Origin of the sequence: Streptomyces qaidamensis, from assembly GCF_001611795.1 — a bacterium.
Taxonomy (GTDB): Bacteria; Actinomycetota; Actinomycetes; order Streptomycetales; family Streptomycetaceae; genus Streptomyces; species Streptomyces qaidamensis.
On sequence record NZ_CP015098.1, the window covers coordinates 8010050 to 8023219 of the forward strand.

A 13170-nucleotide genomic window follows, 5' to 3' on the forward strand; every position below is an offset into this window, starting at 1 on the left:
GGATCACAGCAGACCGACGGCCGTGTCGACCGCTTCTTCCACGCTGCCCCCGGCCGGGTAGAGCAGCGACCGTCCGACGACCATGCCCTGGACGGTGGGCAGCCGCAGGGCCTTGCGCCAGCGTTCGTAGGCGCCCTCCTGGTCCTCGCCCACCTCGCCGCCGAGCAGGACGACGGGCAGGGTGGAGGTCTCCAGCACCTCGGCCATGTCGTCCGGGTCGTCGGTGACGGGCAGCTTCAGCCAGGTGTAGGCGGAGGTGCCGCCGAGCCCGGAGGCTATGGCGACGGAGCGGGTGACGGCCTCGGCGGACAGGTCGTTGCGCACCCTGCCCTCGACCCGCCGGGAGATGAACGGCTCGACGAACAGGGGGAGCCGCAGGTCCGCCATGGCGTCGATGGCCCGGGCCGTGGACTCCAGGGTGGTCAGCGAGCCCGGGTCGTCGTAGTCGATGCGGACCAGGAGTTTGCCCGCGTCGAAGCGGAGCCGCGCGATGTCCTCGGCGCGGTGGCCGGTGAAGCGGTCGTCCATCTCGAAGGCGGCGCCGGCGAGTCCGCCGCGGTTCATCGAGCCCATGACGACCTTGTTCTCCAGCACCCCGAGCAGGAGCAGGTCCTCCAGGATGTCGGCGGTGGCGAGCACCCCGTCGACGCCGGGCCGCGACAGCGCGGTGCACAGCCGCTCCAGCAGGTCGGCGCGGTTGGCCATGGCCAGGCGCCGGTCGCCGACCCCGAGGGCGCCGCGCGCCGGGTGGTCGGCGGCCACGATCATCAGGCGACCGCTGTCGCCGAGCAGCGGGCGCCGCGTCCGCCGGGCCGCCGCCTCGGCGACGGCCTCGGGATTGCGGGCCCGGACCGTGGTGAGGTCGGGGATGCCGATGTTCAAGGAAGGCTCCGTTTCAGTGGCTCGTGCTCGGCGACGGCACCCCGGCGAGGAGGTCCGCGACCTCGGACTCGGTGGGCATCGCGGAGGAGCAGGCGAGGCGCGAGGCGACGAGGGCGCCGGCGGCGTTGGCGTGGCGCATGGTCTTCTCCAGGTCCCAGCCGGCGAGCAGACCGTGGCAGAGCGAGCCGCCGAAGGCGTCGCCCGCGCCGAGGCCGTTGACCACCTCGACGGGCACCGGCGGCACCTCGGCCCGGGTGCCGTCGCGGTGCACGGCCAGGACGCCCTTGGGGCCCTGCTTGACGACGGCCAGCTCCACGCCCGCCTCCAGCAGCGCGTCCGCGCAGGCCTGCGGCTCGCGCACGCCGGTGGCGATCTCGCACTCGTCGAGGTTGCCGACGGCGACCGTGGCGTGCCGCAGGGCCTCGCGGTAGTACGGGCGGGCCTCCTCGGGATCGCGCCAGAACATGGGCCGCCAGTCGAGGTCGAAGACGGTGGTGCCGGACTTGTCGCGGGCCTTGAGGGCGGCGAGGGTGGCGGAGCGGCTGGGCTCCTCGCTCAGGCCGGTGCCGGTGATCCAGAAGATCCGGGCCCCGCGGATGGCGAAGAAGTCCAGCTCGTCGGTGTGGATCTCCAGGTCCGGGGCCTTGGGGCGGCGGTAGAAGTAGAGCGGGAAGTCGTCCGGCGGGAAGATCTCGCAGAACGTGACCGGCGTCGGGTACGCGCCGACCGGGGTCACCCAGCGGTCGTCGACGCCGAAGCCCTTGAGCTCCTCGTGCAGATAGGTGCCGAAGGGGTCGTCGCCGGTGCGTGTGATCACCGCCGTACGGCGTCCGAGGCGGGCCGCGGCGACCGCCACATTGGCCGCGGAACCTCCCAGGAATTTCCCGAACGTCTCCACTTGTGCCAGCGGGACGCCGGTCTGCAGGGGGTAGAGGTCGACCCCGATGCGGCCCATCGTGATCACATCGAAATACTGGGCTGGCTCGGCCATGCGCGACCTCCTCGGGAAGCTGGGGATGCGGGTCCTGGGGCGCCCTGCCACGGTGGGGGCGTGGATCCACGGGACCTGCCGCCCCCCAGGTGTAGGTCTCGGAGGGCGGCGCTGTCAATAGTTTGTACTTACATTCGGACCTGCTTGTGAAATGATGTCTTAACAAAGTATTGACAGCGGGCCTGGCAGCGACTTGTATCCCGTGCCATCGCAACAGTCGGTTTGCGGCATCATGATCCGGACTCCGTAAGGCTCCGGGACCACGGATCCCTTCGTGATCCCTTCCTTTCCCCCGCAGTAGCACAGTGAGGTGCCAGGAAAGATGGACCGCTCTTCTCACCCCCGCTCCCGCAGGTTCGCGCCCGTCATCGCCGTGGCCGCGGCAGCGGCCCTGACCCTCGCCGGCTGCTCCAGCAGTTCCGGAGGCAAGAAGTCCGAGGAAGGCGCGGCAAACGCGTCGGCCGGCAAGGCGACCACCCCGCGCATGACGGTCGCGCTGGTCACCCACCAGGCGCCCGGCGACACCTTCTGGGACACCGTCCGCAAGGGCGCCGAGGCCGCGGCCGCCAAGGACAACATCAAGCTCATCTACTCCGCCGACCCGAACGCCGGCAACCAGGCCAACCTGGTCCAGACCGCGATCGACCAGAAGGTCGACGGCATCGCGGTCACACTCGCCAAGCCGGACGCCATGAAGGGCGTCATAGGCAAGGCGGACAAGGCCGGCATACCCGTCGTCGGCCTCAACTCCGGTCTGAGCGACTGGAAGCAGTTCAACATGCTGGAGTTCTTCGGCCAGGACGAGTCCGTCGCGGGCGAGGCCTTCGGCAAGAAGCTCAACGAGGTCGGTGCGAAGCACGCCCTCTGTGTCATCCAGGAGCAGGGCAACGTGGGTCTCACCCAGCGCTGCGACGGCGTGGAGAAGACCTTCGACGGCAAGCTCGACGTCCAGAACGTCAACGGCGCGGACAAGCCGTCGGTGAAGTCGACGCTCACCGCCAAGCTGAAGCAGGACTCCTCCATCGACTACGTCGTCACGCTCGGAGCCCCGTTCGCGCTGACCGCGGTGCAGTCGGTGAGCGATGCCGGCAGCAAGGCGAAGGTCGCGACCTTCGACCTCAACAAGGAACTCATCCAGGCCGTCAAGAGCGGCGACATCCAGTTCGCGGTGGACCAGCAGCCCTACCTGCAGGGTTACCTGGCCGTCGACGGTCTGTGGCTCTACAAGAACAACGGCAACTACAGCGGCGGCGGCGAGCAGCCCGTGCTGACCGGCCCGGCCTTCGTCGACAAGTCCAACGTCGACAAGATCGCCGAGTTCGCCGCGAAGGGTACCCGGTGATGAGCATGACCCAGCAGGCTGAGCCGGCGGTGACTTCACCGCCGGTCTCCGGCCCGGGCAAGGAGAAGGACGGGCGGACCCAGCAGCGCTCCCTGGTGCTGAGACTGCTCGCTCGGCCCGAGGTGGGCGTCTTCCTCGGCGCCCTGGCCATCCTGGTCTTCTTCCTGATCATGGCGCCGACATTGCGCCAGGGCAGTTCGATGTCGACGGTCCTCTACCAGTCGTCGACCATCGGGATCATGGTCCTGCCTGTGGCGCTGCTGATGATCGGCGGCGAGTTCGACCTGTCCTCCGGCGTCGCGCCGGTCGCCTCGGCGCTGACGGCGAGCATGACCGCCTTCGAGCTGACCCTGAACGTCTGGGTCGGCGTGATCGCGGCCCTGGTGGTGTCGCTTGCGATCGGCTTCTTCAACGGCTGGCTGCTGGTGAAGACCGGGCTGCCGAGCTTCCTGGTCACCCTGGGCACGTTCATGGGTCTGCAGGGCGTGAACCTGGCGGTGACCAAGCTGGTCACCGGCAACGTCGCCACGGACGACATCAGCGACATGGACGGCTTCGACCAGGCCAAGGCCCTGTTCGCCTCGTCCTTCGACGTCGGCGGAGTCAACGTCAAGGTCACTGTCTTGTGGTGGCTGGCTTTCGCGGCGCTGGCCACGTGGGTCCTGCTGCGCACCAAGTACGGCAACTGGATCTTCGCGGTCGGCGGCAACAAGGACAGCGCCCGCGCCGTCGGCGTCCCGGTGAACTTCACCAAGATCTCGCTGTTCGTGCTGGTCGGTTTCGGCGCCTGGTTCGTCGGCATGCACAACCTGTTCCAGTACAACACCGTGCAGTCCGGTGAGGGCGTGGGCAACGAGCTGATCTACATCGCCGCGGCGGTGGTCGGCGGCTGTCTGCTGACCGGCGGTTACGGCACGATCATCGGCCCGGTCTTCGGCGCGTTCATGTTCGGCCTGGTCCAGTTGGGCATCGTCTACGCCACCTGGAACCCCGACTGGTTCAAGACCTTCCTCGGCGTGATGCTCGTAGGCGCCACCCTCGTCAATCTGTGGGTCCGCAAGCAAGCGACCCGGAGGTGATCGGAATGACAAGCAACTCCACCGGCACCCACGGGGCCGTTCTGAAGGACACCCGGCCCGCGGACGAGCGTCCCGTGATCGAGCTGAAGGCCGCGGGCAAGTCCTACGGCAACATCCGCGCCCTGCACGGCGTGAGCCTGGAAGTCCACCCCGGCAAGGTGACCTGCGTCCTCGGCGACAACGGCGCCGGCAAGTCCACCCTCATCAAGATCATCTCGGGTCTGCACCAGCACACCGAGGGCGAGTTCCTCGTCGACGGCGAACCAGTGCGCTTCTCCACCCCGCGCGAGGCCCTCGACAAGGGCATCGCCACGGTGTACCAGGACCTCGCCGTCGTCCCGCTGATGCCGGTGTGGCGCAACTTCTTCCTCGGCTCCGAGATGACCAAGGGCCCCTGGCCGGTGCGCCGTCTCGACATCGAGAAGATGAAGAAGACCGCCGACGAGGAACTGCGCAACATGGGCATCGTCCTCGACGACATGGAACAGCCCATCGGCACGCTCTCCGGCGGCCAGCGCCAGTGCGTCGCCATCGCCCGCGCCGTCTACTTCGGCGCCCGCGTCCTCATCCTGGACGAGCCGACCGCCGCCCTCGGCGTCAAGCAGTCCGGTGTGGTGCTGAAGTACATCGCCGCCGCCCGCGAGAAGGGCCTCGGCGTCATCTTCATCACCCACAACCCGCACCATGCCTACATGGTCGGCGACCACTTCAGCGTGCTGCGCCTGGGCACCATGGAACTGTCCGCCTCCCGCAGCGAGGTCAGCCTCGAAGAGCTGACCAACCACATGGCCGGCGGTACCGAACTGGCCTCCCTCAAGCACGAGTTGGCGCAGGTCCGTGGCGTCGACGTCGAAGAGCTCCCCGAAGACGGGGACCTCACCGCTCCCGTAGGCACGTCCTCGGAAGGAAAGTCCTGACATGGCCCACGCGCTCGACCGCATCCGGGTCGGCTCCGCCCCCGACTCCTGGGGCGTCTGGTTCCCCGACGACCCCCAGCAGGTGCCCTGGGAACGCTTCCTCGACGAGGTCGCCGAGGCCGGCTACTCCTGGATCGAACTCGGCCCGTACGGTTACCTGCCGACCGACCCGGCCCGGCTCACCGACGAGGTGACCAAGCGGAACCTGAAGGTCTCCGCCGGCACGATCTTCTGCGGTCTGCACCGCGGCCCGTCCGAGTGGGACTCCACCTGGGAGCAGGTCAGCCGGGTCGCCGCCCTCACCCAGGCCATGGACGCGAAACACCTGGTCGTCATCCCGTCCTTCTGGCGGGACGACAAGACCGCCGAGATCCTGGAGCCCCCGGAGCTCACCACCGAGCAGTGGCGCAACCTCACCACGGGCATGGAGCGCCTCGGCCGCGAGGTGAAGGACAAGTACGGCCTGGACATCGTCGTCCACCCGCACGCCGACACCCACATCGACACCGAGGAGCACGTCGAGCAGTTCCTCGACTCGACCGACTCCGACGCGGTCAACCTCTGCCTGGACACCGGGCACTACGCCTACTGCGGCGGCGACAGCGTCAAGCTGATCGAGACGTACGGCGAGCGCATCGGCTACCTCCACCTCAAGCAGGTCGACCCGGAGATCCTCGCCGACGTGGTGAAGAACGAGGTGCCCTTCGGCCCCGCCGTGGCGCGCGGCGTCATGTGCGAACCGCCCGCCGGTGTCCCGGAGCTCGGCCCCGTCCTGACGGCCGCCCAGAAGCTGGGCGTGGACCTCTTCGCCATCGTCGAGCAGGACATGTACCCGTGCGAGCCGGACAAGCCGCTGCCGATCGCGGTGCGCACCCGCAAGTTCCTGAGGTCCTGCGGCGCCTGACGACCCGAAAGGACGGCCATGACGGAGCGTGCCCCTCTGGGAGTCGCGGTCATCGGTACCGGAAGGATGGGCGCCGACCATGTGCGCCGCATCCACGAAGTCACCAGCGGAGCACGGGTGGCGGCCGTCGTGGACGTCGACGCGGAGCGCGCGAAGGCCGTCGCCGCGCGTGTCGACGGCTGCACCGCCCACACCGACCCGGCTGCCGCGATGGCGGCGGCCGGCGTGGACGCCGTCCTGATCGCCTCCCCGGGCCCGGCCCACGAGGCCACTCTCCTCGCCGCCTTCGAGCACGATCTGCCCGTCCTGTGCGAGAAGCCGCTCACCCCCGACGCGGCGTCCGCGCTGCGCGTCCTCGAAGCCGAACAGCGACTCGGCCACCGCCGGGTCCAGGTCGGCTTCATGCGCCGCTACGACCCCGAGTACGCGAAGCTGAAGGCCCTGCTGACGACGGGTCAGCTGGGCCGTCCGCTCATGCTGCACAACCGGCACCGCAACGTCGCCAGCCCGCCCTTCTTCACCAGCTCCATGCTGATCAGCGACTCCGTCGCCCACGAGGCCGACGCGACCCGCTGGCTGCTGGACCACGAGATCACAGCCGTCACGGTGCTGCGCCCCACCCCCTCGGCCAGCGCCCCGGACGCCCTCCAGGACCCCCAGTTCGTCGTCTTCGAGACCGACGGCGGCGCCCTCAGCGACGTCGAGATCTTCGTCAACTGCGGCTTCGGCTACCAGGTCCAGGCCGAGGTGGTTTGCGAACGCGGCACCGCCCGCATCGGCGACGATCACGCCCTGGTCACCAACATGGCCGGCCGCTGGGGCGGCACCATCGCACAGGACTGGACCGAACGCTTCGAGACGGCCTACGACCAGGAGATCCAGACCTGGATCGACGCCACCCGCCGCGGCGAGGTCACCGGCCCGAGCGTGTGGGACGGCTATGCCGCGGCGGCGGTGTGCGAAGCGGGCGTGCGGGCACTTCAGGACGGGGGCCGCGTAGAGGTGGCGTTGGTGGAGAAGCCCACCCTGTACCGGTGAGTCCCGCTTGATCAAGCCCTGTCTCACGCCTCTTACGACTTCCGCCCCGACTCCCGGTCGGGGCGGAAAGTCCGCAAGCATCGTGGAGTGCACCGCGCCAGGCGAGGTTTTACTCCATCACCAATTCTTGCAGGCAGTTCCGAGGATCTGCTGGTTGTCGACACGCTTGATCGACCCGCAGCTTCTGATTCCGACTCCCTTGGCGTATGTGGCATTGATCGTGAATTTGTGACTGCAGCTGCCCCCCGTGCTGCTGCCGCCGCAAATCATTGTGTGCGTCTTGGTCGGCGAGGTGGTGGCGAAATAGGTGAACTGATACTGGGCGGGGCCTTGGGGTTCCGGGATCCCGTGGATAGTGACGGAGTTGACGCGCGTACCGCTGCCGAAAATCACCATCTCCACGTTGCCGCCGGTGACCGTCTCATCGGCACTTGCCGGTGCGGATGCCATGGCCGTCATCGCCACTGCTGCGACCCCGGCGCCGATCAGTCTCCTGGCCTTCACGTTGCTGCCTCCTTGTTCTCCCTGACGCCACTTCCTGTGGCGCGCTGGTCAGTTGGAGGGTACATGAAATGATCTTCTGGGCGGCTGGTCCTCGGAAGATTGCGGGTGCCTTTTCGAAGGGAGGTCCGCCGATTCGGATCATTCGCCCCGGAGGGTTTGATTAAATTTCTGGAGTGTCCGGGATATCCGTCACACCCAGGATTCGGAGTGCGTATTCGGGTTTGACTCGGATTTGCCGGCTGAGTCGACTGCTGTACGGCCGGTCCGCGAGGCAGGCACCCACCGCCCGATCCAGGGCATCACCGTCACCTGCCCTCAACACACGCCCGATCGTCGCCGCCTACGCTCTCTCAGCCCGTGAGCACCGTACGCGGACGCGGCTCGAACCCCGCCTCCCGGTAGCACGCGTCGATCAGTTCCATCGTCGTCACCGCGTCGTCCGCGTCCAGCGGCAGCGGCGCGCCGTCGCGCACCCGGGCGGCGAACGCCTCCAGTTGGTACGCGTACGACGAGCGGATGCCGAGGTGCTCCGTGCGCTCGCCCTGCGCGGTGCGGATGACGATGCGGTCGTCCAGCGGGGGCAGGACGAAGTTCGGGGCCGTCGCCTCGCCCCGGGAACCGACGATCCGGATGCTCATGTCCAGCCCGTCGTACGCCATGTGGCAGCGGGCCGAGCCCGTCGCGCCGCCCGGGAACTCCAGATCGGCGTCCAGCCACTCGTCGACCCCGGGCGCGCCCGCGCGCTCCCCGGCCCGGGCCGCGGTCGGGCGCGGTGCGCCGCCCGCCCAGGGGGCGAGCATCCGCAGCGCGTGCAGGCTGTAGCAGCCGAGGTCCATCAGGGCGCCGCCGGCCAGCGGCAGCGACCAGCGCGGGTCGGTGTCCGGCGGCGCGGCGATGGCGACCATGGCCTCGACGTGCCGCAGTTCGCCGAGTTCGCCGGAGGCCAGCAGCTCGTGGAGGCGCCGGGTGACGGGGTGGAAGAGGTAGTGGAAGGCCTCCATGAAGACCGTGCCGGCCTTCTCGGTGGCCCGCCGCACTTCCGTCGCCTCCTCGGCGTTGCTCGCCGACGGCTTCTCCGACAGCACGTGCTTGCCCGCCGCGAGGGCGGCCAGGTTCCAGGGGCCGTGCAGGCCGTTGACGAGCGGGTTGTAGACGACGTCGATCTCGGGGTCGGCGATCAGTTCGGCGTACGAAGACGCCACCCGCTCCACCCCGTGCCCGGCGGCGAACGCCTCGGCTCGGGCGCGGTCGCGGGCGGCCACCGCGACGAGGCGGTGGCCGGTCGCCCGGGCCGGGTCGATCAGGGACCGCTCGGTGATCCGCGCAGCTCCCAGCACTCCTATGCGCAGTGGTTCCCGGCCCTTCTCGCTCATGCCTGCCGTACCTCCTCGATCGTCACGGGACGGTGCTCGTGCAGCGACAGGGTGCACGCGTCGGCGATCCAGCCCGCCTCCAGCGCGTCCTCGATGGTGCAGGGGGAGGGACGGCTGCCGGCCACGACCTCGGTGAACGCGGTCAGTTCGGCGCGGTAGGCCTCGGTGAAGCGGTCCATGAAGAAGTCGTGCGGGGTGCCCGCCGGGAAGGTCACCCCGGGCTCGACGGAGCGCAGCGGCAGCTTGTCCTCCAGGCCGACCGCGACGGAGTCCTGGAAGCCGTGGATCTCCATGCGGACATCGTAACCACGGGCGTTGTGGCGGGAGTTGGAGACGACCGCGATGGTGCCGTCGTCGAGGGTGAGGATCGCGCCGGTGGTGTCGGCGTCACCGGCCTCCTTGATGTACTCGGCGCCGCGATTGCCGCCCACCGCGTACACCTCGGTCACCTCACGGCCGGTCACCCAGCGGATGATGTCGAAGTCGTGCACCGAGCAGTCGCGGAAGATGCCGCCGGACGCGGCGATGTACGCGGCCGGCGGGGGCGCCGGGTCCAGTGTGGTCGAGCGGACCGTGTGCAGCTTGCCGAGTTCACCGCTGCGCACGGCGGCGCGGGCATTGACGAAACCGGTGTCGAAACGGCGGTTGTAGCCGATCTGGATCGGCACGTCCCGGCCGCGGACGGCCTTGAGCACCTCGACACCCTCGGCCATGGTCCTGGCGACGGGCTTCTCGCAGAAGACGGGGACGCCGGCCTCGACACCGGCCAGGATCAGCGCGGGGTGGGCGTCCGTCGCGGCCGCGACGACGATGCCGTCCACACCGGCGGCCAGCAGGGCCTCCGGCGAGTCCACGACATCGGCCCCGAACCGCTCGGCGGCGGCCTTGGCGGCATCGGCGAACGGGTCGGTCAGGACGAGGGAGTCGACGGCGTCGAGTCCAAAGAGGGTCTCGGCGTGGAAGGCGCCGATGCGGCCGAGGCCGAGGATTCCGATGCGCATGGGGTGTTGCTCCTAGAGAGGGGGAGGGATGGTCGGGGAGAGTTGTCAGTCCAGTCCGCCGAGGACGTTCTGGTCCCAGTCGATGACCGACCCGGTGACCACCCCGGACCGGTCCGACAGCAGGAAGACCACGAAGTCGGCGATCTCGTCCGGCTGCCCGAGCTTGCCCATGGGCAGCTTCGTGGCGGCCTCCTCGCGCCAGTCGTCCCCGGCGCCGTGGAAGGCCTTCTGCGTCGCGTCCTCGCCTTCCGTCGCCGTCCAGCCGATGTTGAGGCCGTTGATCCGGACCCGGTCCCAGCGGTGGGCGTGCGCGGCGTTGCGGGTCAGGCCGATCAGACCCGCCTTCGCGGCGACGTACGGCGCCAGGAACGGCTGTCCGCCGTGCGCCGACGAGGTGATGATGTTGACGATCGTGCCGGGCGCCTGACGCCCCACCATGTCGGCCACCACCGCCTGCATCGCGAAGAACGGGCCCTTGAGGTTGATCCCGATGTGCTGGTCGAACAGCTCGGGCGTGGTGTCGAGCAGCGTCCCGCGGGAGGTCAGTCCCGCCGAGTTCACGAGGCAGTCGACGCGGCCGTACTCCTGCACGACCTGCGCCACGGAGTCCTTGGCCTGCCCGGCGTCCGACAGATCGGCCCGCACGTACAGGGCCTTGCCGCCCGCGGCGGTCAGCTCCTCCACCAGGGCCTCGCCGGGCCCGGGGCGCCGCCCGGTGACGGCCACGACCGCCCCCTCGCGCACCGCGGCCCGCGCGATGGCCGCGCCGACCCCCTGGCTTCCGCCGTTGACCAGGACGGCCTTGTCGTCGAGAAGTCCCATCGTGCTCAGCTCTCTCGCCGTTCGGCACCGGCCCGCAGCTCCGCCCGGAGCGCCTCCGGCGTCCACTCCTCGCGCAGTGCCCGTCGCATCACATCCGCCTGCGAGGGCGGGGCCAGGCCGTCGACCGGCGGGTCGCTGTCGAGGTTGGTGGGGAAGGGGTAGCCCTCGGCGCTCGCCGCGACCACCTGGTCCAGCCACGCCTGGTCGGCACCCTCGGCCTTGCGCTTGAGGAGAACCGGGTACACCGCGCCCGCCACCGCCTCCCGGTCCACCGTCTCCATCGCACGGCCGAACGCGGACGACACCTGGAGGAGGTTGGCCATGCGCCGGATGTCCGCCGAGCGGTTGGTGCCGGCCGCGTGGAACAGGGCCGGGTTGAAGAACACCGCGTCGCCCTTCGCGAGCGGCAGCTGCACCTGGTGCGCCTCGAAGTACGCCCGGAACTCCGGCAGGCGCCAGGCGAGGTAGCCCGGCTCGTACTTCTGCGAGTGCGGCAGGTACATCGTCGGCCCGGACTCCACCGGCATGTCGCAGTGCGCGACCGCGCCCTGCAGTGTCAGCGCGGGGGAGAGGCGGTGCACCTGCGCCGGATAGGCGGCGGCGACCTCGTTCGACAGGAAGCCCAGGTGGTAGTCGCGGTGCACGGTCTGGGCGGCGCCACCCGGGTTGACCACGTTGAGCTGGGAGGTGACCTGGTAGCCGGGACCCAGCCAGGCGGTGGCCACCAGGGCCAGGATCTCGTTCGCGTAGTAGTCGGCGAACGCCTCCGGGTCGTAGAGGGCCGCCTTCTCCAGCGCGTTCCACACCCGGTCGTTGGCGCCCGGCTGGGCGAAGTGGTCACCGGCGGCCGCGCCCGAGGCGCGCTGCTCGGCGATCAGCGCCTCGAACACGTCGGTGGCCCGGTCCACGACCCGGAGATCGGGAAAGGCGCCGCGGAAGACCACGATGCCGGGCCCGTCGGCGAGCGCCCGCACCAGCTCGGCCTGGACCACCCGGTCGCCTTCGAGCAGGCCGCAGTCGTAGACGAGCACGTTCCGCTCCACGGCGGAGGCGTGCGGATAGTCGGCGGGGTCGGTGGCCTGCTCGACCAGCGCGCGGAACGCGTCGAGATCGCAGTCCTGTTCGGACAGCCAGGCACGGTGGTGGACGGAAGTGAAGGACATCGTCGTCCCTTCGGGGTCACGGAGCGACGCAGCCCTGTCATTCTTGTCAGTACAAACACCTCGAACAACCAGCAGTGAGCCATCAAAAACCCCTCAAGGAGCCGGCGCATGGGCCACCCGTTCCCGATCCGGGAGATCGCACGTCAGGCGGGCCTGAGCGAGGCGACCGTCGACCGGGTGCTGAACGGCAGGGGCGGCGTGCGCGAGAGCACCGCACGGGAGGTCCGCCAGGCCATCGCCGACCTCGACCGGCAGCGCACACAGGTGCGGCTCGTCGGCCGGACGTTCATGGTCGACATCGTGATGCAGGCGCCCGAGCGGTTCACCACGGCCATCCGCGCCGCCCTGGAGGCAGAACTGCCGTCCCTGCGTCCGGCGGTGCTGCGCTCCCGCTTCCACTTCCGCGAGACCGGCCCGGCCGGGGAGCTGGTGCGGACCCTGGACGGCATCGCCCGGCGCGGCTCGCAGGGCGTGATCCTCAAGGCCCCGGACGTCCCCGAGGTGACCGCCGCGGTCGGCCGGCTCGAAGCCGCCGGCGTCCCGGTCGTGACACTGGTGACCGACCTGCCCGCCAGTGCCCGCCGTGCCTACGTCGGCATAGACGACCGGGCGGCGGGAGCGACGGCCGCCTACCTGATGGGACAGTGGCTGGGGGAGCGCCCGGGCAACATTCTCACCAGCCTCAGCAGCGGCTTCTTCCGCAATGAGGAAGAGCGTGAGATGGGCTTCCGCAGTGCGATGCGCGCACGGCACCCCGAGCGCACGCTGGTCGAGATCGCCGAGGGCCAGGGCCTGGACGCCACCCAGTACGACCTCGTCCGGGCCGCACTGGAACGCGACCCGGACATCCGCGCGGTGTACTCGATCGGCGGCGGCAACATCGCCACGCTGCGCGCCTTCGACGACCTCGGGCGCGACTGCGCGGTCTTCGTCGCGCACGACCTCGACCACGACAACACCCGGCTGCTGCGCGAGCACCGCCTGTCCGCCGTGCTCCACCACGACCTCCGCCAGGACGTCCGCGAGGCCTGCCACACCGTCATGCGCGCCCACGACGCGCTGCCGCCGGCGGGTCCGACCCTGCCGTCGGCGATCCAGGTGGTGACGCCGTACAACATGCCACCGCAGGCGGCCGTGTGATCCGGACGGCCCGA

At 69.8% G+C, this 13170-nt stretch carries 13 protein-coding genes; 6 read left to right on the forward strand and 7 right to left on the reverse strand.

What is annotated here, in order from left to right; genetic code table 11:
* Positions 1 to 3 precede the first annotated feature (3 nt).
* Both A4E84_RS35140 and iolC read right to left on the reverse strand, forming a co-directional pair.
* Positions 4 to 882, reverse strand: a complete 879-nt coding sequence (locus tag A4E84_RS35140; protein ID WP_062930415.1) for a Cgl0159 family (beta/alpha)8-fold protein — start codon at positions 880 to 882, stop codon at positions 4 to 6.
* 13 nt (positions 883 to 895) lie between these two features.
* Positions 896 to 1873, reverse strand: coding sequence for a 5-dehydro-2-deoxygluconokinase (gene iolC / locus A4E84_RS35145; protein WP_062930416.1), 978 nt, complete (start codon positions 1871 to 1873; stop codon positions 896 to 898).
* Positions 1874 to 2195: 322 nt separating this feature from the next.
* Here iolC and A4E84_RS35150 point away from each other — a divergent pair, with 322 nt between their 5' ends.
* From A4E84_RS35150 to A4E84_RS35170, 5 genes are read left to right on the forward strand one after another with little or no spacing between them, the layout of a single operon-like run.
* Positions 2196 to 3215, forward strand: a complete 1020-nt coding sequence (locus A4E84_RS35150; RefSeq protein ID WP_062930417.1) for a sugar ABC transporter substrate-binding protein — start codon at positions 2196 to 2198, stop codon at positions 3213 to 3215.
* The gene (locus tag A4E84_RS35155) at positions 3215 to 4294 is read left to right on the forward strand and encodes an ABC transporter permease (protein ID WP_062930418.1); all 1080 of its coding nucleotides are present in this window, start codon (positions 3215 to 3217) and stop codon (positions 4292 to 4294) included. The genes A4E84_RS35150 and A4E84_RS35155 overlap by 1 nt, the downstream gene beginning before the upstream one ends.
* 5 nt (positions 4295 to 4299) lie before the next feature.
* Positions 4300 to 5211, forward strand: coding sequence for an ATP-binding cassette domain-containing protein (locus A4E84_RS35160; protein ID WP_062930419.1), 912 nt, complete (start codon positions 4300 to 4302; stop codon positions 5209 to 5211).
* Between the two features lies 1 nt (position 5212).
* Complete coding sequence (locus tag A4E84_RS35165; protein WP_062930420.1) at positions 5213 to 6115, forward strand: sugar phosphate isomerase/epimerase family protein; 903 nt, start codon at positions 5213 to 5215, stop codon at positions 6113 to 6115.
* 18 nt (positions 6116 to 6133) lie between these two features.
* Complete coding sequence (locus A4E84_RS35170) at positions 6134 to 7153, forward strand: Gfo/Idh/MocA family protein (protein ID WP_062930421.1); 1020 nt, start codon at positions 6134 to 6136, stop codon at positions 7151 to 7153.
* A 117-nt stretch (positions 7154 to 7270) separates the two neighbouring features.
* Here A4E84_RS35170 and A4E84_RS35175 read toward each other — a convergent pair whose 3' ends face one another.
* The 5 genes from A4E84_RS35175 to A4E84_RS35195 all read right to left on the reverse strand — a co-directional run bounded on the left by A4E84_RS35175 (position 7271) and on the right by A4E84_RS35195 (position 12016).
* On the reverse strand, positions 7271 to 7657 hold the full coding sequence (locus A4E84_RS35175; protein WP_062930422.1) for a hypothetical protein: 387 nt from the start codon (positions 7655 to 7657) through the stop codon (positions 7271 to 7273).
* A 350-nt stretch (positions 7658 to 8007) separates the two neighbouring features.
* On the reverse strand, positions 8008 to 9030 hold the full coding sequence (locus tag A4E84_RS35180) for a Gfo/Idh/MocA family protein (protein WP_062930423.1): 1023 nt from the start codon (positions 9028 to 9030) through the stop codon (positions 8008 to 8010).
* Positions 9027 to 10031: a Gfo/Idh/MocA family protein gene (locus A4E84_RS35185; RefSeq protein ID WP_062930424.1), complete on the reverse strand. Its 1005-nt coding sequence runs from the start codon at positions 10029 to 10031 to the stop codon at positions 9027 to 9029. Before A4E84_RS35185 ends, A4E84_RS35180 begins: the two co-directional genes overlap by 4 nt.
* Before the next feature lie 45 nt (positions 10032 to 10076).
* Complete coding sequence (locus tag A4E84_RS35190) at positions 10077 to 10853, reverse strand: SDR family oxidoreductase (protein WP_062930425.1); 777 nt, start codon at positions 10851 to 10853, stop codon at positions 10077 to 10079.
* Positions 10854 to 10858: 5 nt separating this feature from the next.
* Positions 10859 to 12016: a phytanoyl-CoA dioxygenase family protein gene (locus A4E84_RS35195; protein ID WP_062930426.1), complete on the reverse strand. Its 1158-nt coding sequence runs from the start codon at positions 12014 to 12016 to the stop codon at positions 10859 to 10861.
* A 108-nt stretch (positions 12017 to 12124) separates the two neighbouring features.
* On the opposite strand from A4E84_RS35195, the gene A4E84_RS35200 reads away from it, so the two are divergent.
* On the forward strand, positions 12125 to 13156 hold the full coding sequence (locus tag A4E84_RS35200) for a LacI family DNA-binding transcriptional regulator (protein WP_062930427.1): 1032 nt from the start codon (positions 12125 to 12127) through the stop codon (positions 13154 to 13156).
* Positions 13157 to 13170: the final 14 nt, after the last annotated feature.